The sequence below is a fragment of the Methylobacterium oryzisoli genome, from assembly GCF_046557895.1.
Lineage (GTDB): Bacteria > Pseudomonadota > Alphaproteobacteria > Rhizobiales > Beijerinckiaceae > Methylobacterium > Methylobacterium oryzisoli.
Genome location: NZ_JBKIBX010000006.1, coordinates 26382 through 50310, shown reverse-complemented (window position 1 = coordinate 50310; position 23929 = coordinate 26382). Strand labels below are relative to the sequence as shown.

Sequence of the window (23929 nt, the reverse complement as noted above, 5' to 3'; positions counted from 1 at the left end):
GCCGACGCCGTGAGCGCACCAACAAATGCAGACGTTATAATATTTAAAGCTCGACCCGCCGCTTGATCGAAAAGGACATCCGCCGCCGAGCCAGATCTTTTGCGACGCGATATCCCGACACGTCAGATCCAGCGTGACCGCAGGCGCGACGATGACCGTGGGGAACGCAGCTCTCGCCCGCGCCTGGTGGTGCGCCCAGAAAACACCATCAATCCCAGGCTGTCTCGCCGGGCCTGTTCGCGCAGGCCGCGCAGCGATGGGCCTGCAGCGGATGGGATGGACGCACGATGTCCCTCGATCTGGCTTTCGCCACCAAGGTGTTCGCCGCCCTCTTCGCGATCATGAACCCGATCGCGAACGTTCCGGTCTTTCTGTCGCTGACCGAAGGAGCCTCGGCCGCCGTCCAGCGCCGCGTGGCGCTCATCGCGGCGGCCGGAACGACGATCGGCTGCCTCCTGGCGGTCCTGGCCGGACGACCGATCCTCGATGCGTTCGGCCTCTCGGTGGACGACTTCCGCTTGGCCGGAGGCCTCCTCGTCCTGCTGATCGCCCTCTCGATGGTCCAGGGCTCGGCGAATCGGGCCCATGCGGCCACCCCGTCGGAGGCGGCGCACGACCTCGATCCCGCCGAGGTCGCGATCTACCCCCTGACGGTGCCGCTGCTGGTCGGCCCCGGCACCATCGCGACGCTGATCATCTTCGGCGAGACGGCGCGGATTGCGGGCAAGTCCGTCGAGCTGGCCGCGGGCGTGGGCGCCTTCCTGGTGCTCCTGACCGGCGCCCTCCTGTCGGCGCCGTTCATCGGGAGCCACCTGTCCTCGACCGCCACCGCGATCACCCGCCGCCTGATGGGTATGATCCTGGCGGCGGTGGCGGTCGAGATGATGGCAACGAGCCTGCGCGCGCTCTTTCCCGGCATCGCCCGCTGAAGGGGCTGGCCGTGGCCCTCAGCCGACCTCGTGCGCGGTGGTCGCCGCGTTGCCGCGGATCAGTTCGCGCCCGGCATAGATGCCGCCGACGATCTGCAGGTCGAGGCGCTCGGCGTCGCGGCGGCGCACCTCGGCCATCACCTCGCTCGCGGCCGTCGGATCGTCGCCGATCGTGAGGAGCGCCTGTTCGCCGAGGACGAGCGCCGATTCCACCGTCTCGCGGATCTGGAACGCGACGCCCGCCTGGATGAGGTCGACCGCGTGCTCCCGGTCCCGGGCGCGGGCGAGAACCGGCACCAGCGGAAAATCCGCCTTGGCGATCTCGGCGATGCGCTTGGCCATCTCGCGATCGTCGACGCAGATCAGGATCGCCCGCGCGGTCGCGGCCCCGGCCGCGTGCAGGATGTCGAGCCGGGTGCCGTCCCCGTAATAGACCTTGAAGCCGAACCCCTCCGCGAGGCGGATGTTGGTCGGGTTGGTGTCGATGATCGAGACGGAGCACCCGCGCGAGATCAGGGGTTGGCTGACGATCTGGCCGAAGCGGCCGAACCCGATGATCAGCGCGCTGCCGACGAGGTTTTCCGGCACCGCGAGCCCTTCCGTCGAGACCGACGGTTTGGGTCCGAGGCGGTCGAAGGCGATCACCATCAGGGGCGTCATGACCATCGACAAGATGACGGTGGCGGTCAGCACCGCGTTGGTGGTGCCGTCGATGATCCCCGTGCTCGTCGCGGCGGCGTAGAGCACGAAGGCGAACTCGCCGCCCTGGGCCATCAGGGCCGCCCGCTCCACGGCCTCGGCGTTCGAGGCCCGCAACGCCCGCGCCACCCCGTAGATGATGAGGCTCTTGACGACCATGTAGGCGGCGACGCTCGCCAGGATCAGGTGCCAGTTCGCGCCGATCACCGCCAGATCGAGGGACATCCCGACCCCCAGGAAGAACAGGCCGAGCAGGATGCCGCGGAAGGGCTCGATGTCGGCCTCCAGCTGGTGGCGGAAGCTCGACTCGGAGAGCAGGACGCCCGCCAGGAAGGCGCCCATCGCCATCGAGAGGCCGCCGAACTGCATGGCGAGCGCCGAGCCGAGCACCACCAGCAGCGCCGCTGCGGTCATCACCTCCCGCGCCTTGGCGGCGGCGAGCAGCCGGAAGAGCGGATTGAGCAGCCACCGGCCGGCGGCGATCAGGGCCGCGACGGACCCGAGCGCGATCGCGATGGCGATGGCCCGCTCCGCGCCGCTCGTCTCGCCCCCGCCGGGCGCCAGGACCGCGACGACCGCCAGGAGCGGCACGATCGCGAGGTCTTCCAGGAGCAGGATCGCGACGATGCGCTGGCCCTTCGGGGTCGAGAGCGTGCCGCGCTCCTCCAGCACCTGCATGACGATCGCGGTGGAGGTCAGCACGAAGCCGGTGCCGGCCACGAAGGCGACCGTGAGGGAGAACCCCATCGCGACGCCCACGAGCGTCAGGGCGCCGATGCAGCCGCCCACCTGCACGAGGCCGAGCCCGAAGATCTCGCGCCGCATGCCCCAGAGCCGGGACGGCTCCATCTCCAGGCCGATGATGAAGAGGAACATCACCACGCCGAGTTCCGCGACGTGGAGGATCGCGTGGGCATCCGAGAACAGGCGCAGGCCGAAGGGCCCGATGATCAGCCCCGCCACGAGGTAGCCGAGCACCGAGCCGAGCCCGAGGCGCTTGAACAGCGGCACCGCGACGACGCCCGCCGCCAGGAGGGCGACGACCTGGACGAGCTCACTCGCCGCTCCGGACGCTTCTGCAGCCATGGCCTGATCTCACCTCGATCGCTACGCGCGCGGCCGGACCGGCGCGCGGGACAAATTGCGGGCCGGCGGTGGCGCGGCCGCGCGGTGGAGCCGTGCGGCCCGTTTCAGGGATAGCGCACCGGCGGCGGAGCGTCGGGCAGCGGGATGAACTCGGATTCCCCCGGCACGCTGTCGAAGCGGCCCTGGCGCCAATCCTCCTTGGCCTGGGCGATGCGCTCCGGCCGGGAGGAGACGAAGTTCCACCACAGGTGGCGTGGCCCGTCCATCGGCTCGCCGCCGAGCACCATGAAGCGGGCCTCGTCGCGGGCGCGCACGCTGATGCGGTCGCCGGGCCGGAAGACCAGGAGCTGGCCGGGTCCGAAGCCGTCCCCCGCGATCTCGATCGCGCCCGCCACCGTGTAGATCGCGCGCTCGTCGTAGGTCGGATCGAGGGGCAGGACCGCACCGGCCTGCAGCGACACGTCGGCATAGACCATCGGGCTCGACGTCCGCACCGGCGAGCGCGCCCCGAAGGCCTCCCCGGCGATCAGGCGCACGGTCTTGCCCTCGCCGGTCAGGACCGGCAGCGCGGCGGCGTCGTAATGCTCGAAGGCCGGCGCGGTCTCCTCGTCCCGGGCGCTCAGGGCGACCCAGCTCTGGATGCCGAACAGCGTCGAGCCGGTCTGCCGGAGGTCGCTTCCCGTGCGCTCCGAGTGGGTGATGCCGCGCCCGGCGGTCATCCAGTTCAGCTCGCCCGGGCGGATCGGCAGCTCCGTCCCGAGGCTGTCCCGGTGCATGATCTCGCCCTCGAACAGGTAGGTGACGGTCGACAGGCCGATATGCGGGTGGGGCCGCACGTCCATGCCCTGGCCGAGCAGGAACTCGGACGGGCCCATCTGATCGAAGAAGATGAACGGACCGACCATCCGGCACTCGGCGGAGGGCAGCGCCCGCCGCACCGCGAACGAGCCCAGGTCGCGCGAGCGCGGGACGATCAGGGTCCGGATCGCGTCGCAGGAGAATCGGTCGCCCGGGATCGGGTCTTCCGCACTGTGCCAGCTCATTGCCGTTGCTCCTGATCCGACCGAGGTCGGCCGCCGGGGAGGCGCCGCGCCCACCGCGATGCGCCGATCGGGGGTACTCTGACGCCGGTCGGCGGGCGTGAGAATGGAAACGAACGAAATGCATCGTTTCCGAATCTGCCGCCTACGATGCGACGTCCCGCCGGCGGGAGCTCGACTGCTAGAGGGAGTGGGGCGCAACGGCAACCCGCAAGCGCGGCGTTGGCCGGTCGCGAACCCTCGGCGGCTGCGCCTTGGTGGCCTGCGGCAGGAGGGAGAGTTCGGCCGCGTGCTCGGCCGCAGGCCCGCGCCGGTCACGGCGCCGTCGCATCGCTCTTCCAGGCGCGAACGGCCCGGGGCGGGCTCGCCACGCCGACGTGGCCTGCACGCGGAGGCGGCGACCGGGCGGGCGGCGCGACGCTCGCCGCGGGGCGGCAGGAGCGGGCCGGCCAGGCGAGGGTCGGGCTCGACGATCCGGCAGGGGCGCCCGCGCCGCTCGCGGCGGTCGAACGCGTCGCACGGCGCGGTCCGTACGGATCAGGCGCGTCAGTTGAGGCTGTACACGCCGGAGACGTCCACGGTCGCCAGCACCGTTCCGTCGTCGGTGCGAACCAGGAACTGCCAATCGTCGCCGAACTGGATCAGTTCGCCGCTCTGGCGCATCTCCTCGACGGCCTCCCTGGCGTAGAGCACGGCCATGCTCAGGCCGTACACCTCGACGCCCCGATCGTCGCGGATGGTGGTGAGCCCATCGGTGAGATCGAAAAAGTAGCGCTGGTACATGTGACCTCCGCATCCATCCGGCTCGAAACCCTCATGCGACATCGGCGTGCGTCGACGGGGGCCAGATCGACAGACAGGCGCGCCGGGCCCGTCCCTCGAGAGCAGATCCTGACTTCGCCCCGATCCCACCGCCGCGTCGGCGCACGTCCTGCGCGGGAAGGGCACGGCGTGCCGTGCGCCCTCCCCTCGTCGGGACCGCGTCGTGCCGCGAAGCGTGGGTTCGAGGACGAGCGCCGGAGAGCCGGTGCGCGCGATCGATCGCGCGCACCGGACCCCTCAGGGCCGGCTCCGCCGCTCCTTCACGAGGTGACCCGGTCCCTTCAGCAGAAGGATCGATCCGGGCCCCGTGCTGCGGCGTTCGATGGCGGCGGCCATGAGCCGGTCGCCGTGCTTGCTGAGGCTGTCGCCGAGATCGGCGAGGGCGTCGGCGGTCTCCTCCGGCAGGTTCGTCGCCTGGAGGGCGATCTCCACCAGCACGTCGAGGCTGCGGGAGATCTCCGTCATGCCCTTGACGATCGGCGGCAGGACATCCGCGACGGTGTCGATCGACGGTGGTTGATTGGCAAGGTGGGTCATGCGGCGTACTCCGAAACCTGTGGTGTCGCCAGCACCGGGGTGGCGTCTCCGCGCATCGACCTCAGACGCTTGAGGGTGCGCATGTCGAATTCGGCCCGCACCGCGATGGTGCGCTCCCCATCGATCACCGTGGGAAGGCCGAGCGGTACGGCGCGGAAATGCGTGTCGAGAAATGGCAGCAGGTACAGCAGGGGCATCATGGTCACGAGGCTCGTGACGCCGTTCGCCATGCCCCATTCGACGATGCCGGCCATCAGCCGCACCGTGACGAGCCGGGACGTGCCGCGCGCCCGATGGGCCGGCGCGACCGCTTGGCGCGTCCATTCCCAGATCCGCGGCCCCCGCGGCAGGTCGCCCTCGCACAGATGCGGGAAGACCTCGGACAGAAGATGTGGCCGTATCGTGGGAAGAAGACGGCTGTACCCGATGACCTTGCCGCCTTCCATCGCCAAGAGATGCACGGCCTCCGGCGTGTCGAACTGGTCCATTTCTCGGCCGTCCGGCTTCGCCAGCTCTGTCCAACCCTTCTCTTCGACGAACACCTTATGGCGCAGGTGCCATACTTCCTCCATTTCGCGGCGGTATTGGTTCATGTTGGCGGCATCGACGATATGGATCATCTGCTAGCTCCGTTGTCGGAGCATGATCCATACCGCGTGGCGCGCAGGTACTAGGGATTTTCCTAGGCGATGAGCCCCATCCGCAGGGCCGTGGCGACGGTCTGGACGCCGTTATGGGCGCCCAGCTTGCGGCGCGAGGTCCCGAGGTGATGCTCGACGCCCTTCTGGGAGATGCCGAGGATCTCACCGATCTCCCAGGCGGTCTTCCCGTCGGCGGCCCATTGCAGCACCTCGCGCTCGCGGGGAGTGAGCCGGATCGGCGCCTTGCCCTCCGTCCCCTGCAGGAGGAGCAGGTGCGCGAAGGCGTAGGTCGCGATGAGGTGCAGGGTGCCGATCTCCTCGGGCGGCACGTCCATGTGCCGGCCGGAAAAACTCGCGCCCGCCAGCTTCGCGTCGAGGGTCAGGAGCGGGATGGTGATGCCGGCCCGGATCCCGAACTCGCCCGCCTCCTGCATGACGCGCACCGAGATCGGGTCGTCCTTGTACCGCCCGGCGATGGCGCTCCACGTGAAGGGCTCCTGCGAGAGCGCCATGTGCCGCACCGTGGCGTCCCGGTAGAGGTAGCCGCGCAGGGCGTAGCGCCTGATCCACTCGGTCGGCATCCCGTCGAGGAGCGCGTGCCCGTATTGCCGCCCGGGCGGCGTGCCGGGGTCGGGGATCGTGCCCGCGAGCATGTGCTCGACGCCGTAGCGATCAAGGACCGTGCGCAGCAATGCAGCCACGTCGTGCGCGCTCGCGGTACGGTCAAGCGAGCGCAGATAGGCGAGCGTCAGGTCGAGAGTTTTGCGGCTCATCGTATTTCGTCACCCCACGATCAACGTAAGATTGCAACAGCGGGAGGTGGAAGGAAAGCGATCTCGGGCGGCGCGGTGGATCGGCGGGACGGGCCTGTGGACCGGGGCACGATCTCATGTCCGGCTCGGTCCAAGAGCGGGCCGGCGCGGCGCGATCCAGATCAGCGCGTCGCTCGACCATGGCTCGACGCCGCCTGGTCCTGATCCGGAAGGTCGAACTGCGGTGCGACGCAAGTCCAGGGGAGGCATCACGCAGTCCTTCGACCGAGGTGCACCCGCCGGAGGCCGCGAGCGACTGGCGCGTGACGATCCGCGCGGCGCGGAACCTGGCCCAAGGCGCGGATCGCGGCCCGTTACGGCCAAGGTATCGGCTCCGGAGCCGATCGACGGTCGATCCTAACCCTGCCTCAGCAGCGCGAGAACCGCATGGATGATGGTGGTGCCGCCGATGGGCGCGACGAAAAGGAGCACCACGTTCACGACGATGAGCCAGAGAAAAACCCGCTCCTGGCGCTTCGTGAGGCGCGGCTCGCGGGGCGGCGGCTCCCAGGCCGGCTTCCAGCCTCCCTCGACGTACATCGGCGCCTCCCCGTCACGATCAGCCCCCCTGATCTAACGGCCGGCGCCGATCGTGCCAGGACCCGGATCGGGCGTCACCACATGGTTTGCCTCGCCCGGTCGGCCCAGGCCCGGTCGTAGGCCTCGCCGCCGACGCGACCCTGGCTCATCTCGGCCAGGATCTGCCCGGGGGTCGGCAAGGTCCGGGGATCGACCTGGGCGTCGGCTCGCCACAGGCCGGAGCGGATCAGCGCGCGGGCGCACTGGAAGTAGACCTCGCCGACCGCGATCACCACCACGGTGCGCGGCGCCTTGCCCTCGACCGCGAAGCTCTCGCGCAACGCCGGGTCGTCCTCGATGACGGCCCGGCCGTTCACCCGCATGGCGTTGCCGATTCCCGGGATCAGGAACATCAGCCCGACGCGCGGGTCCCGCACGATGTTGCGCAGGCTGTCGATCCGGTTGTTGCCCCGCCGGTCCGGCAGCAGCAGCGTCCGGGGATCGGCGACGCGCACGAAGCCCGGGACATCGCCGCGCGGGGAGCAATCCAGGCCTTCGGGGCCGGATGTCGCCAGGGCGAGGAACGGGGCCGCCTCGATGAAGCGCCGGTAGTGCGGCGTGATGTGATCGGCGACCTTCGCGGTCGACGCCTCGCCGACCGCGCCGAACGCGCCGTAGATCCGCTCCAGCTCTTCCGCCGTCCGGACGATCGCCATCGTGCGAATCTCCCCCGTGCCCCGCCTCTGCCGAGCCGCTGATACCGGTCGCCGGACGGCCTGCCCAGGGCTGGGAAGGCCCGGAGGCTCGGCCGCGATCGGCAGACGGGCCGTGCACCCTCGGCCTTGCCCTCCACCACAGTCATCGCCGACGAGGGCGGGGCCGAACTATTGCTCCATATCAGCTTTGCCGCACAGGTCTCACCTCCCGGGACTTCGGAACGGGGCGTCGTTCCGATCGTTTGTTGTCGTGGTGTGGACGCTTCGTTCAGGAGTGCCGACGATGGGCTTCATCCTCTTCCTGCTCTTGGGTATCGCGATGCCCGCGCTGCTGGCGCTCTACGTTCGCCAGCGCGTTCCCGAGGAGGCATGGTCGGCCGTTCCGCTAAAGCCGCCCGCCCCCGTGCCGGTCGCGCGCGACGCCGAGCGTTCAGGCTATCTCGGTGGGAACAAGGGCACGGGCGCGACAAAGCAGGATGTGGAGCGCAGCTTGGCCACCCAGGGCGCCGACATCGAGCACGGGCTGGCGCGGAACACCGTCCGGGTGGACGGCAGCGACCGCCGGCAGGACGGCACGACTCCCATCGGGAGCGCTCCGGGCCAAGAGCGACCTCAGGAGCGGGGCCAAGAGCGGGACAGCGGCAGCCAGGCAGAGACGAAGCCGCCCGGCATCGCGGAGGCGAACGAGCGCAAGTCCCCTGAGGGCAAGTCCCCTGAGGCCAACTCCCCTGAGGCCAAGCCCCCTGAGGCGAACACTCCCTGAGGCGAGGGCGGCCCGGTCGGCGTCGCGGCTACGCGGCCCAGGACAGACCGATCATCAGCATCCCGACATGGGCGGCGTTCGTGATGCCGCCCGAGAGGGCGAGCTGTCGCGCCTCCTCGCGCGGGACCCGCACGACCTCGATGTCCTCCGACGCGTCGGGATTGGGCTGCCCGCGCGTGACGCCGCGGGCGAGCACCAGATGCTGCCGGTTGGTGTAGCGCGACGGATCGATGCTCAGCGTCGTCACGTGGGACAGGTCTCCGTCCCTGTAGCCGGTCTCCTCCTGCAATTCCCGCGCGGCGACGCCGAGCAGATCGGTCTCGCCCGGATCGACCAACCCGCCCGGCAGTTCGAGGCACAGGCCGCCGAAGCCGTGCCGGTACTGGCGCACCAGGATGACGTGGTCCTCGGTATCCAGACAGACCACGTTCACGAAGTCGGGCGACTCGAAGACGTAGAACGGAGACACGACGGCCCCGGACGGGGTGACGCAGTCATCCGCCCTGACGCTGATCCAGCGACTTTCCAGCGGACGGTTCGACCCTCGGACCGACCATGTCTTCGCGGTGCTCACGGCGCCTCTCTTCAATGACGAGCCGTTGTCGGGCGCGGGCGCGGCGACGCGCCTTCCCCCGGCGCGGTCACCCGCCCACGCTCGGACCGATGCCAGACTCGCATGAACGGCGCGCCGGCGCATCCGGGGCAAGGGGCTTAGAGCTTGGGGCTTAGAGCTTGGGGCTCAGCCGACTGACGGGCGACGCCGTGCGGTCACCCGCGGCCGGTCTCCTCGCGCATGAAGCGGACGAAGCGCGGATCGCCCAGATACGCGATGTTGACCCGCATCATCGGCGGACCGGCCGCCTCCTCGGGCAGGAAGAGCCGACCTGGGGCGATCAGGATGCTGCGCGCCGCGGCGCGGCGCGACAGGGCGTCGAGGTCGCACGCCTCCGGCAGCCCGCACCAGACGTAGTAGCCCCCGCGCGGCTCGCCGAAGACCGGCAGCCCGAGATCGTGCAGGGTCGCCCGGCCCTGGAGCGTGGCCGCCTCGATCCGTCCGCCGAGGCGGCGCAGGTGGCGGCGGTAGCGCCCGCTCTCGATCAGGTCGTGGATGATCCGCTCGACGAAGCCGGAGCTGTTGACGCTCGTCACCATCTTGAGGTCGCGCAGGGCCTCCACGAGGTCCGGGCGCGCCGCGATGAAGCCGCAGCGCAGGCTGGCCGAGAGGGTCTTGGCGAAGGTGCCGACGTAGATCACCCGCTCCAGCTGGTCGAGGGCGGCGAGCCGCGGCTGCGCGGCGGGCAGCACGTCCGCGAAGGGGTCGCTCTCCACGATCAGCAGGTCGAGGGCGGCGGCGCGCTGCAGCAGCCGGTGGGCGACCGGCAGGGTGAGCGAGCAGCCGGTCGGGTTGTGGGCGAGCGAGTGGGTGAAGAACAGCCGCGCGCCGCTGGCCGCGGCGGCCTCCGTGAGGTGCGCCACGTCCGGCCCGTCCGGGTTGCGCCGCACCCCGACGATCCGGGCCTTCGCCAGCCTGAGCTTGCCGAACAGCGGATAGTAGCCGGGCGAGTCGACCAGCACTGGCTCGCCCGGCGCCACCAGCTGGCGGATGATCAGGTCGAGGGCGTGGTTGGCGCCCGCGGTGAGCAGCACCCCGGAGGGCTGGGCGTGGATCGCCCGCTCGGCCAGCAGCAGCGCGAGGCTCTGGCGCAGGGGCAGGTAGCCGTCCGGGCTGCCGTAGCTCTCGCTCGACGCCCCCCGCGACGGCCGCAGGTGCCGGCCGACCTCCGAGCCCTCCATCCAGGCCGGGGGCGGGCGCCCGTCGCCGATGCGCACGTCGTAGTGCCGGTTCAGCTGCTCGCGCAGCAGCCAGACGCTGTCCACCGCCTCCACCGAGGCGGGACCCGGGGTCACGGCCGGCGCCGGCTGGCGGCCCGAGACGTAGAAGCCCGAGCCCGGCCGGCTCTCCACCCGCCCCGCAGCGACGAGGCGCTCGTAGGCGTTGATGACGGTGTTCTTCGACACCGCGAAGGTGGTCGCCGCCGTCCGGATCGAGGGCAGGCGCTCGCCCGTGCGCAAAAACCCGCGCTCGATCCGCTCGGTCAGATCCGCGGCGACCTGCTCGACCCGGCTGCGGGGTTCTCGATGCGGTGAAGCGACTGTACCCATCCGGTGAAGGGTACGGTCACTCCCGGATTGGCGCAAAGCGTTCCTTGTGGGCGACGACCGCGCCGGTACGGTGCGGACAACGGGCTGGTCCTGACGACGCCCGGACGAGGGAGAGACGCTGCCGCCGCCGCACCTGCGGTCGCCCATGACGCTCCTCTCCCGATCCGGCACCGCGGACGGCCCCACCGCGGCGATCATCGGCAGCAGAAACCCATGCAGAGCACATCCGGAGCGAACCGCACCTCGCGCATCGCCGGCTTCCACAAGAAGACCCCGCGCGAGCGCCTGGACCTCGTCGCCGCCTTCGCGGACCTCTCCTCGGCGGAGGTCGCGCACGTGGCGGAGTTCGGCAACCTCGCGCCCGACCTCGCCGACCGGCTGATCGAGAACGTCGTCGGCACCATGAACGTGCCGATCGGCATCGCCACCAACATGAAGATCGACGGCGAGGACGTGCTGGTCCCGATGGCGACCGAGGAATCCTCGGTGGTGGCCGCGGTCTGCAACGCCGCGCGCCAGGTCTACGAGACTGGCTTCACCACCTCGGTCTCCGGCAACCTGATGATCGCCCAGGTGCAGGCGGTGGGAATCAGCGACCCGCACGCGGCCCGCCTGCGCATCCTGGAGCAGCGCGAGGCGATCCGGGCGATCTGCGATGGCTGCGACCCGGTGCTGGTGCGCCTGGGCGGAGGCTTTCGCGATGTGGAGGTGCGGGTGCTCGACACCCTGGGCGGCGCGATGGTGGTGACCCACCTGATCGTCGACACCCGCGACGCGATGGGGGCGAACGCCGTCAACACCATGGCGGAGGCGGTGGCCCCCCACATCGCGGGCTGGAGCGGCGGGCGGGTCTACCTGCGCATCCTCTCGAACCTCGCCGACCGGCGGCTCGCCCGCGCGCACGCAGTCTGGCCCACCGATGCGATCGGCGGGCCGGAGGTGCGGGACGGGATCGTGAGCGCCTACCACCTCGCCGAGGCCGATCCCTACCGCGCCGCGACCCACAACAAGGGGATCATGAACGGGATCGACGCGGTGGTGCTCGCCACCGGCAACGACACGCGGGCGATCGAAGCAGGCGCCCACGCCTACGCGGCGCGCTCGGGCCGCTACACCAGCCTCACCCGCTACGAGGTCACGGCGTCGGGCGATCTGAGCGCCTCGATCGAGCTGCCGCTGGCGGTGGGCCTCGTGGGCGGGGCGACCAAGCTCCATCCGACCGCGCAAGCCTGCCTGAAGATTCTCGGCGCGACGACGGCCGAACGCCTCGCGCGGATCATCGCGGCGGTGGGCCTCGCGCAGAACTTTTCCGCCCTCAAGGCGCTCGCCACCACCGGCATCCAGAAGGGGCACATGGCGCTCCACGCCCAGAACATCGCCATGATGGCCGGTGCGGTGGGCGAGGAGATCGAGGCGGTCGCCCGCGTGCTGGCCGAGCGGCACCTCGTGCGCCTCGACGTGGCGCAGAGCGTCCTGGACGACATCCGCCGGCGCTGAGACCGGGGACGATCCGACCCCCGCTGGCACCAGCCAACGGCAAGAACCCAACGGAAACGATCAACGGGAGGAAACCATGTCCGAGACCGCCGGGACCAGAATCGTCGGGAGCCGAACCGCGCGCGCCGGCACCCGCCTGCTTGCCGGGGCCGCCCTCCTGCTCGCGGCCGGTGCGGCGCGCGCCGAGGTGACGTCCCTGAAGCTCGGGGTGCTCACCGATCTCAGCGGCTTCGCCTCCGATTCCACCGGCGAGGGCTCGGTGGTCGCGGCCCGGCTCGCGGTGGAGGACTTTCGCAAGGAAAAACCCGAGATCCGGGTCGAGGTGATCCAGTCCGACCACCAGAACAAGCCCGACATCGGGTCCGCCACGGCCCGGCGCTGGATCACGCAGGAGCAGGTGGACGCCATCCTGGACGTGCCCTTCTCCTCCGTGGCGCTCGCCGTGCAGGAGGTGGTGCGCGATTCGAAGGCCGCCTTCATCGCGTCGGGCCCCGGCACCTCGGACCTCACCGGTCCGAAATGCTCGGCCAACACCGTGCACTGGACCTACGACACCTGGGCGCTGGCGCACGGCACCGCGCTCGCGCTGGTGCGCGCCGGCAAGACCAAGTGGTTCTTCCTCACCGCCGACTACGCCTTCGGCCACGCGCTGGAGGCGGACGCGGCCGGCGTGCTGAAGCAGGAGGGCGGCACGGTGGTGGGCTCCGTGCGCCACCCGACCGCGGCGGCGGACTTTTCCTCCTTCCTGCTCCAGGCCCAGGGCAGCCGCGCCCAGGTGATCGCGCTCGCCAACGCGGTCGGCGACACGGTCAACTCGGTCAAGCAGGCGGCCGAGTTCGGCATCACGGGCGGCGGCCAGGACCTCGCGGCGCTGCTGATGCAGCTCTCCGACGTGCACGCGATCGGGCTCAAGGACGCCCAGGGCCTCTACCTCACGGAGGGCTTCTACTGGGACACCAATCCCGGCACCCGCGCCTTCGCGGACCGCTTCGCCCAGCAGATGAAGGGCCGCCGGCCCACCGCCAACCAAGCCGGCGTCTACGCGGGCACCCTCGCCTACCTGCGCGCCGCTTCCGCCGCCGGCAGCGCCGACGGGCGCACGGTCGTCGCCCGGATGAAGGCGGGACCGACCAACGACCCGCTGTTCGGCGAGGGCACGGTGCGCGAGGACGGCCGGCACATCCACCCGATGTACCTGTTCCAAGTGAAGAGCCCGGCCGAGTCGAAGGGGCCGTTCGACTACTACAAGCTCGTCCAGACCATCCCGGCCGCCGAGGCCTTCCGGCCGCTCGCCCAGGGGCGCTGCCCGCTGGTGAAGGCGCCGTGACCCTCCCGCGCCGGGTCCGCATCGTCGAGGTCGGTCCCCGGGACGGGCTGCAGAACGAGCCCGTCACCGTCTCGACCGCCGTGAAGGTGGAGCTGATCGAGCGCCTGCTCGCGGCCGGCCTCGCGTCGATCGAGGTGGGCAGCTTCGTCTCCCCGGCTTGGGTGCCGCAGATGGCCGACACCCGCGCGGTGCTGGCCCGGCTGCCGCCGAACCCGCACGGGCGCTACGCGGTGCTGGTGCCGAACCTCAAGGGGTTCGAGGCGGCGCAGGAAGCGGGCGCGGGCGAGGTCGAGGTGTTCGCCTCCGCCTCCGAGGCCTTTTCGCGGGCCAACATCAACTGCTCGATCGCCGAGAGCCTGGAGCGCTTCGCGCCCGTGGCGGACGCGGCCCGCGCGGCCGGCATCCCGGTGCGCGGCTACGTCTCCTGCGTGCTGGGCTGTCCCTACGAGGGCGCGGTGGCGCCGCAGGCGGTGGCGGGCGTGGCCCGCCGCCTCGTCGAGCTCGGCTGCTACGAGGTCTCGCTCGGCGACACGATCGGGGCCGGCACGCCGGATCAGGCCCGGGCCTGCGTCGCCGCGGTGGCGGCGGCGATCCCGCCCGAGCGGATCGCCCTGCATTGCCACGACACGGGGGGCCTCGCGCTCGCCAACATCCGGGCCTGCCTCGACCTCGGGGTGAGCGTGGTCGACGCTGCGGTGGCCGGGCTCGGCGGCTGCCCCTACGCGGCGGACGCCACCGGCAACGTCGCCACCGAGGCGGTGGCGGCGGCGCTCGACGGCCTCGGCATCGCCACCGGGGTCGATCCCGTCCGCCTCGCCGAGGCCGGCCGCTTCATCACCGGGGCGCTGGCCAGGGCCCGGGCCGATGCGGAGCAGGACGCCGGGACGGGATAGGGCATTTTCCGACGAAGTGGATACCGGTTCGGCGAGAAAATGCGGCAAAATCAAAGACTTATAGCCCTGCCCGATCGCAACGCGATCGGGCAGGGCTCTAGCCGGACCGCAGCGGATTCCGCCTCAGGACGGCGGCCCGCCCGCCCCGTGGCACCGCGTGAAGGCGCTCAGCGAGACGCGGGCGACCTCCCGCAAGGCGTCGCGGTTGGCGCCGGACGAGGCCAGCACGCCCATGCCCGAGGCGACCGTCGACAGGAAGCGGGCCAGCGCCGCCGGATCGGCGTCCTCGGCCAGATCCCCCTCCTGCTTGGCCCGGACGAACCGCTCCCGGAGCTCCGCCTCCGTCTGGGCGCGCCGCGACGCCAGCTCGTACGGGATGTTTTCCGAACCGGCCCCGCAGGCGAGCCCGCCCTGGACCAGCAGGCAGCCGGGCGGATTGGCCGGATCCGTGTGGCTCTCGGCGATGCTGCTCAGGAACCGCTCGGCCACGTCGCGCGCGGTGGGACCGGCCAGGACGTAGCGCATGTGCTCGGAACGCTTCTGCGCGTAGCGGTCGAGAGCGGCCTTGAGCAGGCCCTCCTTGCTGCCGAAGGCCGCGTAGAGGCTCGGCGGCTTGATGCCCATCGCCTTCGTCAGCATGGCGAGGCTGGCGCCGTCGTAGCCGTGGCGCCAGAACACCTCCATCGCCTCGTCGAGGGCCTTGTCCGTGTCGAAGGACCGGGGCCGCCCCATCACCATTGTCCGCTGGCTCCAACTTTTGTATCGAGTGGTAGATAAAGCACTTGACCTCCGGCGTCCACGCCGACATGTGTAGCGACCTCTACAGATGCCGGAGCCGGCCGTGAATCCTGAGCGTGACACCTCCCCTCCCCGCTTCCGCGTCCGGCGCCTCGGCGCCGGCCTCGCGGTCGCGATCCTGGCGGGCGTATCCTATCACGTCGTCTCGACCGCGATGGTCCCCGGAGCGACGGCCGTTGCCGCGACAGCACCGGCCGAGCAGGCGGTTCCCGCCGCGGTGGCGGCGGTCGAACCCCGCGACGTGATCCTGTGGGACGAATTCTCGGGCCGGCTGGAGGCGGTCGACCGCATCGACGTGCGGGCGCGCGTCGGCGGCGCGATCCAGGCCACGCATTTCACCGAGGGCGACCTCGTCAAGGCGGGCGACCTCCTGGTGACCATCGATCCCGCCCCATACGCGGCCGAGGTGCAGCGCCTGGAGGCGCAGGTGGCCGGCGCCGAGGCGCGCCTCGCCCTGACGGCGAGCGACCTCGAACGCGGGCAGCGGCTGTCGGACCAGCGCATCGTCACGGCGCGCGACCTCGATGTGCGGGCCAACGCCTTCAAGGAGGCGAAGGCCAGCCTCGACGCGGCGAAGGCCACGCTGGAGGCGGCGCGCCTGAACCTCGGCTACACCGAGGTCCGGGCCGCGGTCGGCGGGCGCGTCGGCCGCCGCGAGATCACGCCGGGCAACCTCGTCGCCACCGGCGCGGGCGCCCCCGTGCTGACGACGCTCGTCTCGATCGATCCCGTCTACGCGAGCTTCGACGCGGACGAGACCGTCATCCTGAAGGCGCTGGCGTCGATCGCGGCCCCGTCCGGCGGGCGCGGCAAGCTCGACCGCATCCCGGTCGAGATGGTCACCGCCGATGGTGCCCGCGCCAAGGGCCGGCTTCAGTTCATCGACAACAAGGTCGATGCGCGCAGCGGCACCGTCCGGGTCCGCGCGACCTTCGCCAACGGCGACGGGCGCCTCATCCCCGGCCAGTTCGCGCGCATGCGCCTCGGCCAGGCCGTTCCGGAGCAGCTCCTGCTCGTGGACGAGCGGGCGGTGGGCACGGACCAGGACAAGAAGTTCGTCCTCGTCGTGGGCGCGGACAGCCGGGCCGAGTTCCGTGCCGTCACGCTCGGGCGGGCCGTCGACGGCCTGCGCGTCGTGACGTCGGGCCTGTCGAGCGGCGAGCGCATCGTGGTCAACGGGTTGCAGCGCGTCCGCCCCGGCACCCTCGTCAGCGCCTCGCCCGTCACGATGGGCGCGCGGGCGACGCCGGAAGCGGCCACGGGCAAGCTCGCGCAGCGCTGACACGCTGTCGGGCGGAGGCGGGGCGCCGAGGCATTCCCCGCGATCCTCCAAGCATCCATCTCATATGTTGCCAGTATCTCCCAAGTAAATCACGCCTCCCCTCTCCCGAGTGGGAGAGGGGCCGGGGGTGAGGGTGCTGCGCTGCCGAGTTAAACTCGAACTGTCCCGTTCACGGCACCCCGATCAGTGCCCGATCCGGAACCGCTCCACCCTCACCCCTGCCCCTCTCCCACTCGGGAGAGGGGATCCCGCGCACTTCCTCGCCCCCGGAGGGCGGCATGAATTTCTCAAAGCTCTTCATCGACCGCCCGATCTTCGCGGGCGTGCTCTCGGTGCTCATCTTCATCGGCGGCCTGCTCTCGCTCTTCGCGATGCCGATCTCCGAGTACCCGGACGTGGTGCCGCCCTCCGTGGTCGTCCGCGCGACCTTCCCGGGCGCCAACCCCAAGGTGATCGTCGAGACCGTCGCGACGCCCATCGAGGAGCAGATCAACGGCGTCGAGGGCATGCTCTACATGTCGAGCCAAGCGACGACGGACGGCATCATGACGCTGACCGTCACCTTCCGGCTCGGCACCGATCCCGACAAGGCCCAGCAGCTCGTCCAGAACCGCGTCTCGCAGGCCGAGCCGCGCCTGCCGGCCGTCGTGCGCCAGCTCGGCATCGTCACGGTGAAGTCGTCGCCCGACCTGACCATGGTCGTGCACCTCGTGTCGCCCAACGGGCGCTACGACATGACGTACCTGCGCAACTACGCGGTGCTGAACATCAAGGACCGTCTCGCCCGCCTCGACGGCGTCGGGCAGGTGCAGCTGTTCGGCTCCGGCGACTACGCGATGCGCATCTGGCTCGACCCGCAGAAGGTCGCCGAGCACGGTTTGTCGGCGAGCGACGTGGTGCGGGAGATCCAGGCCCAGAACGTGGAGGCCGCGGCCGGCGTCATCGGCTCGTCGCCGGCGGTGCCGGGCCTCGACCTGCAACTGTCGCTCAACGCCGAAGGCCGCCTGAACAGCGAGGAGCAGTTCGGCGACATCGTCGTCAAGACCGGCGCGGACGGCGAGATCACGCGGCTGCGCGACCTCGCGCGGATCGAACTCGGCGCCTCCGACTACGCGCTCCGCTCGCTCCTTGACAACAAGTCGGCCGTCGCGATCCCGATCTCGCAATCGCCGGGCTCGAACGCGATCCAGATCTCGGACGAGGTCCGCCGGACCATGGCCGAGATCAAGAGGACCATGCCGGAGGGGATCGACTACCAGATCGTCTACGACCCGACGCAGTTCGTGCGCGCCTCGATCGAGGCGGTGATCCACACGCTGCTCGAGGCGGTCGCCCTTGTCGTGCTCGTGGTGATCCTCTTCCTGCAGACGTGGCGGGCCTCGATCATCCCGCTGCTCGCCGTGCCGGTCTCCATCGTCGGCACCTTCGCGGTGATGCACGCCTTCGGCTTCTCGATCAACGCGCTCAGCCTGTTCGGCCTCGTGCTGGCCATCGGCATCGTCGTCGACGACGCGATCGTGGTGGTGGAGAACGTGGAGCGCAACATCGAGGCCGGGCTCTCGCCGCGGGACGCCAGCTATCAGGCGATGCGCGAGGTCTCGGGGCCGATCATCGCCATCGCACTCGTGCTCGTGGCCGTCTTCGTGCCGCTCGCCTTCATCAGCGGCCTGACCGGCCAGTTCTACAAGCAGTTCGCGCTCACCATCGCGATCTCGACCGTGATCTCGGCGATCAACTCGCTGACCCTGTCCCCGGCCCTCTCGGCGCTCCTGCTCAAGGACCACCACGCGCCGAAGGACCGGCTCACGCGGGTGCTCGACACGCTGCTCGGCTGGTTCTTCCGCCGGTTCAACCGGGCCTTCGGCCGGGCCTCGGACGGGTACGGGCGCGGCGTCGGCATCGTCGTCGCGCGAAAGGGCGCGATGATGGTGCTCTACCTCGTGCTCGTCGGCCTGACCGCTCTGCTCTTCCGCCAGATCCCCGGCGGCTTCGTGCCGGGCCAGGACAAGCAGTACCTCGTCGGCTTCGCGCAGCTGCCGGACGGCGCGACCCTCGACCGGACCGAGGAGGTGATCCGCCGCATGAGCGAGATCGCCCTCAAGGAGCCCGGCGTCGAGAGCGCCGTCGCCTTCCCGGGCCTCTCGATCAACGGCTTCACCAACAGCTCCAATTCCGGGATCGTCTTCTCGACCCTCAAGCCCTTCGCGGAGCGCAAGGATCCGTCCCTGAACGGGGCGGCCATCGCGCAATCCCTGAACAAGAAGTACGCGGCGATCCCCGAGGCCTTCATCGCGATGTTCCCGCCGCCGCCCGTCAACGGGCTCGGCACCATCGGCGGGTTCAAGCTGCAGATCGAGGACCGGGCCGGCCTCGGCTACGAAGCGCTGAACGAGGCGACCAAGGCCTTCCTGGCCAAGGCCGCGCAGGCCCCGGAGCTCGCCGGCCTCTTCTCCAGCTTCCAGATGAACGTGCCGCAGCTCTTCGCCGACATCGACCGGACCAAGGCGCGCCAGCTCCGCATCCCGGTGACGGACGTCTTCGACACGCTGCAGATCTATCTCGGATCGCTCTACGTCAACGATTTCAACAAGTTCGGCCGCACCTACTCGGTCCGCGTCCAGGCCGACGCGCCCTTCCGCGCCCGCCAGGACGATATCGGCCTCCTGAAGGTGCGCGCCGGCTCGGGCGAGATGGTGCCGCTCTCGGCGCTGCTGCGCGTCCGCCAGACCGCCGGCCCGGAGCGGGCCATGCGCTACAACGGCTTCCTGTCGGCCGACATCAACGCGGGCGCGGCCCCCGGCTACTCCTCGGGACAGGCCCAGGCCGCGGCGGCGCGCATCGCCGCCGAGACCCTGCCGCGCGGCTTCGCCTTCGAGTGGACCGACCTCACCTATCAAGAATTCATCGCCGGCAATTCCGGGGCGTGGGTGTTTCCGCTCGCGCTGATCCTGGTCTTCCTCGTGCTGGCCGCGCAGTACGAGAGCCTCGCGCTGCCGCTGGCGATCCTCCTGATCGTGCCGATGGGCCTGCTCGCGGCGATGTTCGGCGTCTGGCTGTCGGCGGGCGACAACAACGTCTTCACGCAGATCGGCCTGATCGTCCTCGTCGGCCTCTCGGCCAAGAACGCCATCCTGATCGTGGAATTCGCCCGTGAGCTGGAATTCGCCGGCCGCTCCCCCGTTCAGGCCGCCATCGAGGCGAGCCGCCTGCGGCTGCGCCCGATCCTGATGACGTCCATGGCCTTCATCATGGGCGTCCTCCCGCTGGTCACCGCGACCGGGGCCGGCTCGGAGATGCGCAGCGCCATGGGCGTCGCCGTCTTCTCCGGCATGATCGGCGTGACCGCCTTCGGCCTCTTCCTGACGCCGGTCTTCTACGTGCTGCTGCGCCGGCTGAGCGGAAATAAGCCGCTCAAGCAGCACGGCGACGCGCCGACCGTCCAGCACGACCGGGTCGTCGAGGCCGCCTAGCGGCGAACGGCCGTCATCTCCGCGAGGGCGAGGCTGCCTCGCCCTCGCGCCGGCCCTATGGAGGCCGTTCGCGTTGGAACAGGGCGCGGGATCCCCTCTCCCGTGCGGGAGAGGGGTAGGGGATCGAAGATCCCGCACGGGATCAGAGATCCCGCGTGAGGGTCCCGGGAGGCGGCAGCAAGAAGGCGGGACGTTAGCGGCTACCAGCATGACCGTTGGCGTTCGACACAGAACTGCCCCGCTTCCCTCACCACGTACTGCGCTTCACTGCGGCTCCCTCCCGGGACCCTCTGCGGGATCTTTGATCCCCCTGCCCTTCTCCAGCACGGGAGAAGGGTTCCCCGCGCTTGGTTCGGCATGACGGAACTCCTCGCCGTCAACTCCGGCCGGCTCGCCAAGCCGTGCCTGGTGCGCATCGCCAAGACGCTGCCGCGCGGGCGCTTCTCCTCGACCATCCCCGATCCGGGCGTGACGGTCGCCGCACGACGGCGTGGCCGTGTTCACCTGTCATGGACCGTGGAGGTCGGCGCGACCGCCGTCCTAGGTCTTTGATTCCGCCGCCTTTTTCGAGGCGGAGCGGTCTCCCCGCCGCCGGAAAGTGCGCTAGGCTGGGAGGACGAGCGGGGGGTGTCGCGCGATGCGAACGCGGAAGTCGGGCCTGCGGGACGTGGCACAGCTGGCCGGCGTCGACGTGTCGACGGTCTCCCGGGTCCTGACGGGCAACCTCCAGCAACGCGTGTCGAGCGAGACGCGGACGCGGATCCTGGAGGCGGCCAAAGCCCTCGACTACCAGCCGAACGCGCTCGCGCGCGGGCTGCGCACCTCCCGCACGGCGACGCTCGGCATCGTGGTGCCCCAGCTCGACAATCCGGTCTTCTCCTCCGCCATCCTGGGCGCCGAACTCGCGGCCGAACGGCTGTCCTACTCGCTGCTGATCGCGCACCGGGATTCGGGGCAGCAGATCGGCGGGGCCTACCGGCGCCTCGCGGAAACCCACCGCGTCGACGGCCTGCTGGTGGCGAGCCTGGATTCGGACCGCGATCTCCTGGCGGAGCTGCGCGGGACGCGGGTGCCCTTCGTCCTGATGAACCGGCAGGCGGCGGGCGCCGCGAACGCGGTCGTCCTCGACAACGAGCGCGCCGCCCGCATGGCGGTCGCGCATCTCATCGGCCTCGGCCACCGCCGGATCGCGCACCTCGCCGGGCGGCTCGAAGGCTTCAACGGCCAGGGCCGGCTCGCCGGCTTCCGGGCGGCCCTCGCAGAGGCGGGGCTCGACCCGCGGCACGCTCCCGTCGAGCCGGCCGGCTACTCGGTCGAGGGCGGGGCCGCCGCGATGCAGCGCCTCCTGGCATCGCCGGAGCGCCGCCCGACGGCCGTGTTCGCGGCCTCGCTCATCTCGGCGACCGGGGCCCTGGGGGTGCTGCACGCCGCCGGCCTCGCCGTCCCGCGGGACCTGTCGATCGTGGCGCTGCACGACGCGCCGGTGGCCAGCATGGTCTATCCGGCGCTGACGACCGTGCGCACCCCCACCCAGGAGATGGGCGCGCAGGCGGCCGAGATGCTGATCGGCCTGATCGGCGGGGAGACGGCGGGCGGCACCGTGATCCTCCCCCCGGACGGTCTCGTGCTGCGCGCCTCGACGGCCCCTCCGCCCGATTGACAGAGGGAGACCGGCGGCGTAGCGTTGGACAAACGATTGTTCAAGCGATCGACACAGGGAGGGTGGCATGACGCGCGCTGCGACAGCCGGGAACCGTTCGCGATGACGGCCGCCACCGAGCCCGCCACGCTGGATTCCGTCCGGGCGCTCGTCGGCGAGGGCCACGTCTCGACCGACCGGGACACCCTCGTCCGCTACGCCCGCGACCGGCTGCCCTTCGGCATCTTCAAGGCCCGCGCGGGCGCCCTGCCCGGGACGGTGCCGGGCGCGGTGGTGCGGCCCGCGAGCGCCGAGGAGGTCGCGCAGGTCGTGCGGCTCGCGGCCCGCGACGGCCACCGCATCATTCCCTTCGGGCTCGGCTCCGGCGTGCTCGGCGGCACGACGCCGCTCGGCGGCGAGGTGATGCTCGACCTCACCCGCCTCGACCGCCTGATCGCCATCGACGAGGTGAACGGGCTCGCCACCGTCGAGGCCGGCATGAACGGCGGCGCCTTCGAGGCCGCCCTCAACGCCAGGGGCTGGACCTCGGGCCACCTGCCGCAATCGATCAACATCTCGACGGTGGGCGGCTGGGCCGCCTGCCGGGGCGGCGGCCAGGCGAGTTCGCGCTACGGCAAGATCGAGGACATCGTCGTCGGGCTCAAGGCCGTGCTGCCGGACGGGCGCTCGCTCGAAGTGCGGCCGGTGCCGCGGCGCTCGGTCGGCCCCTCGCTCCTCGACCTCTTCGTCGGGTCGGAGGGCACCCTCGGCATCATCACCGAACTCACGCTGCGCATCTGGCGCCGGCCCGAGGTCGAGACCGGGCACGTCCTGGCCTTCCCGAGCCTGGAGGCGGCCTGGACCACGGCGCGGCGCATCATGCAGGCGGAGATCCGCCCCCTCGTGCTGCGCCTCTACGATCCGGTCGAGAGCCGGGAGCGCGCGTCCGGGCTCGCGGCCTTCGAGGACCGGCCCGTGATGGGGATCCTGATGTTCTCCGGGACGGCCGCGCTCGCGGCGGCGGAGCGCGACGCGGCGCTCGCCATCGCGGCCCAGGAAGGCGCCGTGGAGACGGGGGACGCCCCATACCGCCATTGGCAGGAGAACCGCTACCTGTCCTACTCCGCCAAGTGGCAGGAGGCGGGCTACTTCATGGACACGATCGAGGTCTGCGCGCCCTGGTCGGCCCTGCCGGCCCTCTATGCGCGGGCGCGGGAGGCGGCGCTCGCCATCTGCCCAGGCATGCATTTCGGGGCGCACTGGTCGCACGCCTACGCGGACGGCTCCTGCCAGTACATGACGATCCGCCTGCCGCCTATGCCGGACGAGGAGGGTTTCGCCCTGCACGCGCGGCTCTGGGACGCCATCGAGGGCATCACGCTCGACGAGGGCGGCACCGTCGCCCATCACCACGGCGCCGGGCTGTTTCGCAACCCCTATCTGCGCCGCGAACTCGGCACCGGCCTCGACGTCCTGCAGGCGATCAAGGACGCCCTCGACCCGGAGAACCGCCTCAATCCGGGCAAGCTCGGCCTGCGGCCGGCGCCCGGTGCCGTCGAGGTGCGCCGTGGCTGAGGCGCGACAACCAACCGGGAGGCGGTCGTGACGGGCACGCCCCTCCTTCTCGGCATCGATCTCGGCGCGGGCTCGCTCAAGGCGAGCCTGATCGCCCCGGACGGCACGCTCGCGGGCGAGGCCTCGCACCCGGTCGCCACGGCGGCCCCGAAGCCCGGCTGGAGCGAGCAGGACCCGCACGAATGGTGGCGGGCGGCGGTCGAGGCCGTGCCGCGCGCGCTGGCGGCGGCGGGCGGCGACGCCTCGCGCGTCGCGGCGCTCTCCTTCTCGGCCGGCGCCCACACGCAAGTGCTGGAGGACGCCGACGGACGGGTGATCCGCCCGGCGATCCTGTGGAACGACCAGCGCGCCCGGGCCGAGACCGCACGCTTACGCGAGCGGGCGGACCGGCGCATCTTGGAGATCGGCTACAACCGCGCCAACCCGACCTGGACGCTGCCGCAGATGCTGTGGCTGCGCGAGAACGAGCCGGAGGCCTTCGCGCGCGTCCGGCGGATCTACCTCGCCAAGGACTGGCTGCGGGGGCGCTTCACCGGCACCTTCGAGACCGACACGATCGACGCGCTCGGCACCCTGATGCTCGATGCGCGGACGGTGCAATGGTCGGAGGAGCTGTGCGGGCTGATCGGCTGGCCGATGGAGACCCTGCCGCCGATCGTCCAGCCCCGCGCGCGGGTCGGCGGCGTCACCGCGGCCGCCGCCCGCGCGACCGGGCTCGTGG

General features: G+C 71.1%; 22 protein-coding genes. 11 read left to right on the top strand and 11 right to left on the bottom strand.

The genetic code is table 11. The features are described from left to right. Positions 1-287: 287 nt before the first annotated feature. Entirely contained in the window at positions 288-929 is a 642-nt protein-coding gene (locus ACKUB9_RS08100; protein ID WP_407520790.1) for a MarC family protein, read from the top strand. Positions 930-947: 18 nt separating this feature from the next. Here the strand turns inward: ACKUB9_RS08100 and ACKUB9_RS08095 are convergent, their stop codons facing one another. The 8 genes from ACKUB9_RS08095 to ACKUB9_RS08060 all read right to left on the bottom strand — a co-directional run bounded on the left by ACKUB9_RS08095 (position 948) and on the right by ACKUB9_RS08060 (position 7801). Continuing rightward, on the bottom strand, positions 948-2714 hold the full coding sequence (locus ACKUB9_RS08095; protein WP_407520792.1) for a monovalent cation:proton antiporter-2 (CPA2) family protein: 1767 nt from the start codon (positions 2712-2714) through the stop codon (positions 948-950). A gap of 104 nt (positions 2715-2818) precedes the next feature. After that, positions 2819-3757 carry a pirin family protein gene (locus tag ACKUB9_RS08090; RefSeq protein WP_407520794.1) on the bottom strand — a complete coding sequence of 313 codons (939 nt, stop codon included), beginning with the start codon at positions 3755-3757 and terminating at the stop codon, positions 2819-2821. Between the two features lie 543 nt (positions 3758-4300). After that, the gene (locus ACKUB9_RS08085; protein WP_407520796.1) at positions 4301-4537 is read right to left on the bottom strand and encodes a DUF6894 family protein; all 237 of its coding nucleotides are present in this window, start codon (positions 4535-4537) and stop codon (positions 4301-4303) included. Positions 4538-4813: 276 nt separating this feature from the next. Beyond that, the gene (locus ACKUB9_RS08080) at positions 4814-5113 is read right to left on the bottom strand and encodes a hypothetical protein (RefSeq protein WP_407520798.1); all 300 of its coding nucleotides are present in this window, start codon (positions 5111-5113) and stop codon (positions 4814-4816) included. Next, on the bottom strand, positions 5110-5733 hold the full coding sequence (locus ACKUB9_RS08075) for an acyl-homoserine-lactone synthase (protein ID WP_407520800.1): 624 nt from the start codon (positions 5731-5733) through the stop codon (positions 5110-5112). Before ACKUB9_RS08075 ends, ACKUB9_RS08080 begins: the two co-directional genes overlap by 4 nt. Before the next feature lie 62 nt (positions 5734-5795). Then, positions 5796-6527, bottom strand: a complete 732-nt coding sequence (locus ACKUB9_RS08070; protein WP_407520802.1) for a LuxR family transcriptional regulator — start codon at positions 6525-6527, stop codon at positions 5796-5798. A 396-nt stretch (positions 6528-6923) separates the two neighbouring features. Further along, positions 6924-7106, bottom strand: coding sequence for a hypothetical protein (locus ACKUB9_RS08065; protein WP_407520804.1), 183 nt, complete (start codon positions 7104-7106; stop codon positions 6924-6926). A 74-nt stretch (positions 7107-7180) separates the two neighbouring features. After that, a complete protein-coding gene (locus ACKUB9_RS08060) occupies positions 7181-7801 on the bottom strand; it encodes a pyridoxamine 5'-phosphate oxidase family protein (RefSeq protein ID WP_407520806.1) in 621 nt (206 codons plus the stop codon). 283 nt (positions 7802-8084) lie between these two features. On the opposite strand from ACKUB9_RS08060, the gene ACKUB9_RS08055 reads away from it, so the two are divergent. Beyond that, positions 8085-8564, top strand: coding sequence for a hypothetical protein (locus ACKUB9_RS08055; RefSeq protein ID WP_407520808.1), 480 nt, complete (start codon positions 8085-8087; stop codon positions 8562-8564). A 28-nt stretch (positions 8565-8592) separates the two neighbouring features. Here the strand turns inward: ACKUB9_RS08055 and ACKUB9_RS08050 are convergent, their stop codons facing one another. Continuing rightward, positions 8593-9138, bottom strand: a complete 546-nt coding sequence (locus ACKUB9_RS08050) for an NUDIX hydrolase (protein ID WP_407520810.1) — start codon at positions 9136-9138, stop codon at positions 8593-8595. Between the two features lie 194 nt (positions 9139-9332). Continuing rightward, the gene (locus ACKUB9_RS08045; protein WP_407520812.1) at positions 9333-10727 is read right to left on the bottom strand and encodes an aminotransferase-like domain-containing protein; all 1395 of its coding nucleotides are present in this window, start codon (positions 10725-10727) and stop codon (positions 9333-9335) included. A gap of 213 nt (positions 10728-10940) precedes the next feature. Between ACKUB9_RS08045 and ACKUB9_RS08040 the strand changes: the two genes are divergently transcribed. The 3 genes from ACKUB9_RS08040 (at position 10941) to ACKUB9_RS08030 (ending at position 14444) form a co-directional block, all read left to right on the top strand. Then, positions 10941-12224, top strand: coding sequence for a hydroxymethylglutaryl-CoA reductase, degradative (locus ACKUB9_RS08040; RefSeq protein WP_407520814.1), 1284 nt, complete (start codon positions 10941-10943; stop codon positions 12222-12224). A gap of 76 nt (positions 12225-12300) precedes the next feature. Beyond that, a complete protein-coding gene (locus tag ACKUB9_RS08035; RefSeq protein ID WP_407520816.1) occupies positions 12301-13551 on the top strand; it encodes an ABC transporter substrate-binding protein in 1251 nt (416 codons plus the stop codon). Next, entirely contained in the window at positions 13548-14444 is an 897-nt protein-coding gene (locus ACKUB9_RS08030; RefSeq protein ID WP_407520818.1) for a hydroxymethylglutaryl-CoA lyase, read from the top strand. Before ACKUB9_RS08035 ends, ACKUB9_RS08030 begins: the two co-directional genes overlap by 4 nt. Positions 14445-14567: 123 nt before the next feature. Here ACKUB9_RS08030 and ACKUB9_RS08025 read toward each other — a convergent pair whose 3' ends face one another. Further along, positions 14568-15182 (bottom strand): TetR/AcrR family transcriptional regulator, encoded by a 615-nt coding sequence (locus ACKUB9_RS08025; protein WP_407520820.1) that lies wholly within the window; start codon positions 15180-15182, stop codon positions 14568-14570. An 88-nt stretch (positions 15183-15270) separates the two neighbouring features. Between ACKUB9_RS08025 and ACKUB9_RS08020 the strand changes: the two genes are divergently transcribed. From ACKUB9_RS08020 to ACKUB9_RS07995, 6 genes are all read left to right on the top strand, one after another. Continuing rightward, the gene (locus tag ACKUB9_RS08020) at positions 15271-16524 is read left to right on the top strand and encodes an efflux RND transporter periplasmic adaptor subunit (protein ID WP_407520822.1); all 1254 of its coding nucleotides are present in this window, start codon (positions 15271-15273) and stop codon (positions 16522-16524) included. Between the two features lie 278 nt (positions 16525-16802). Next, complete coding sequence (locus tag ACKUB9_RS08015) at positions 16803-19994, top strand: efflux RND transporter permease subunit (RefSeq protein ID WP_407520824.1); 3192 nt, start codon at positions 16803-16805, stop codon at positions 19992-19994. A gap of 357 nt (positions 19995-20351) precedes the next feature. Beyond that, on the top strand, positions 20352-20546 hold the full coding sequence (locus ACKUB9_RS08010; protein WP_407520826.1) for a hypothetical protein: 195 nt from the start codon (positions 20352-20354) through the stop codon (positions 20544-20546). A gap of 85 nt (positions 20547-20631) precedes the next feature. Beyond that, positions 20632-21654, top strand: a complete 1023-nt coding sequence (locus tag ACKUB9_RS08005) for a LacI family DNA-binding transcriptional regulator (RefSeq protein ID WP_407520828.1) — start codon at positions 20632-20634, stop codon at positions 21652-21654. Positions 21655-21756: 102 nt separating this feature from the next. Beyond that, entirely contained in the window at positions 21757-23208 is a 1452-nt protein-coding gene (locus ACKUB9_RS08000; RefSeq protein WP_407520830.1) for an FAD-binding oxidoreductase, read from the top strand. 27 nt (positions 23209-23235) lie between these two features. Further along, positions 23236-23929 (top strand): FGGY family carbohydrate kinase (locus tag ACKUB9_RS07995; RefSeq protein ID WP_410825798.1); only part of this gene is annotated, 694 nt, incomplete at its 3' end.

Bases quoted from the DNA above. Each gene is read 5' to 3' on its own strand.
- ACKUB9_RS08100 (WP_407520790.1), top strand. From the start codon at position 288: ATGTCCCTCGATCTGGCTTTCGCCACCAAGGTGTTCGCCGCCCTCTTC.
- ACKUB9_RS08095 (WP_407520792.1), bottom strand. From the start codon at position 2,714: ATGGCTGCAGAAGCGTCCGGAGCGGCGAGTGAGCTCGTCCAGGTCGTC.
- ACKUB9_RS08090 (WP_407520794.1), bottom strand. From the start codon at position 3,757: ATGAGCTGGCACAGTGCGGAAGACCCGATCCCGGGCGACCGATTCTCC.
- ACKUB9_RS08085 (WP_407520796.1), bottom strand. From the start codon at position 4,537: ATGTACCAGCGCTACTTTTTCGATCTCACCGATGGGCTCACCACCATC.
- ACKUB9_RS08080 (WP_407520798.1), bottom strand. From the start codon at position 5,113: ATGACCCACCTTGCCAATCAACCACCGTCGATCGACACCGTCGCGGAT.
- ACKUB9_RS08075 (WP_407520800.1), bottom strand. From the start codon at position 5,733: ATGATCCATATCGTCGATGCCGCCAACATGAACCAATACCGCCGCGAA.
- ACKUB9_RS08070 (WP_407520802.1), bottom strand. From the start codon at position 6,527: ATGAGCCGCAAAACTCTCGACCTGACGCTCGCCTATCTGCGCTCGCTT.
- ACKUB9_RS08065 (WP_407520804.1), bottom strand. From the start codon at position 7,106: ATGTACGTCGAGGGAGGCTGGAAGCCGGCCTGGGAGCCGCCGCCCCGC.
- ACKUB9_RS08060 (WP_407520806.1), bottom strand. From the start codon at position 7,801: ATGGCGATCGTCCGGACGGCGGAAGAGCTGGAGCGGATCTACGGCGCG.
- ACKUB9_RS08055 (WP_407520808.1), top strand. From the start codon at position 8,085: ATGGGCTTCATCCTCTTCCTGCTCTTGGGTATCGCGATGCCCGCGCTG.
- ACKUB9_RS08045 (WP_407520812.1), bottom strand. From the start codon at position 10,727: ATGGGTACAGTCGCTTCACCGCATCGAGAACCCCGCAGCCGGGTCGAG.
- ACKUB9_RS08040 (WP_407520814.1), top strand. From the start codon at position 10,941: ATGCAGAGCACATCCGGAGCGAACCGCACCTCGCGCATCGCCGGCTTC.
- ACKUB9_RS08035 (WP_407520816.1), top strand. From the start codon at position 12,301: ATGTCCGAGACCGCCGGGACCAGAATCGTCGGGAGCCGAACCGCGCGC.
- ACKUB9_RS08025 (WP_407520820.1), bottom strand. From the start codon at position 15,182: ATGGTGATGGGGCGGCCCCGGTCCTTCGACACGGACAAGGCCCTCGAC.
- ACKUB9_RS08020 (WP_407520822.1), top strand. From the start codon at position 15,271: ATGCCGGAGCCGGCCGTGAATCCTGAGCGTGACACCTCCCCTCCCCGC.
- ACKUB9_RS08015 (WP_407520824.1), top strand. From the start codon at position 16,803: ATGAATTTCTCAAAGCTCTTCATCGACCGCCCGATCTTCGCGGGCGTG.
- ACKUB9_RS08010 (WP_407520826.1), top strand. From the start codon at position 20,352: ATGACGGAACTCCTCGCCGTCAACTCCGGCCGGCTCGCCAAGCCGTGC.
- ACKUB9_RS08005 (WP_407520828.1), top strand. From the start codon at position 20,632: ATGCGAACGCGGAAGTCGGGCCTGCGGGACGTGGCACAGCTGGCCGGC.
- ACKUB9_RS08000 (WP_407520830.1), top strand. From the start codon at position 21,757: ATGACGGCCGCCACCGAGCCCGCCACGCTGGATTCCGTCCGGGCGCTC.